Genomic DNA, 385 nt, shown 5'->3' with positions numbered 1-385 from the left:
ATGAAAATAATTTTGAAATGGAACGTATTAAAGGTAAGCCGGCATTTGAATATATTAAATCCAAATCAAGTCTTGCTCGTCCACAAATTGTTGATGCAATTTTAGATGCACTGAAATTCAGCACAGACACTTATTTTGTAAGTCCTGAAACTGTTCGCCGTGATTTCACTAAAGAGTTCTATACGAAAGTTATTGATCGTTGTGAAAGCATTCAGCCATTGATTGATTCATTTGGTAAAATCACACACGTGAACTACACTAAGATTGGACATCTGAAGCCAATGTTGAAACAAGCTTTAGAACATCTTATTCGTTATCATAACCGTTCTCAGGGACAGTACTCTGTTATTCACGGCGACCCAAACTTCAGTAATACTATGATTAC

The 385-nt window shown here is 35.6% G+C and carries 1 protein-coding gene; it reads left to right on the top strand.

All coding sequences use genetic code 11. The annotated features are described in order from the left end of the window. Positions 1-17: 17 nt before the first annotated feature. Positions 18-385: hypothetical protein (locus Y882_RS19780; RefSeq protein WP_211259251.1), on the top strand; the 368-nt coding region annotated here is incomplete at its 3' end.

The sequence above is a fragment of the Dyella japonica DSM 16301 genome (assembly GCF_001010355.1).
In the GTDB taxonomy this organism is placed as follows: domain Bacteria; phylum Pseudomonadota; class Gammaproteobacteria; order Xanthomonadales; family Rhodanobacteraceae; genus Dyella; species Dyella japonica.
Note: the sequence above shows the minus strand (reverse complement) of the source record. Positions and strands in the feature narration are given on the sequence as shown.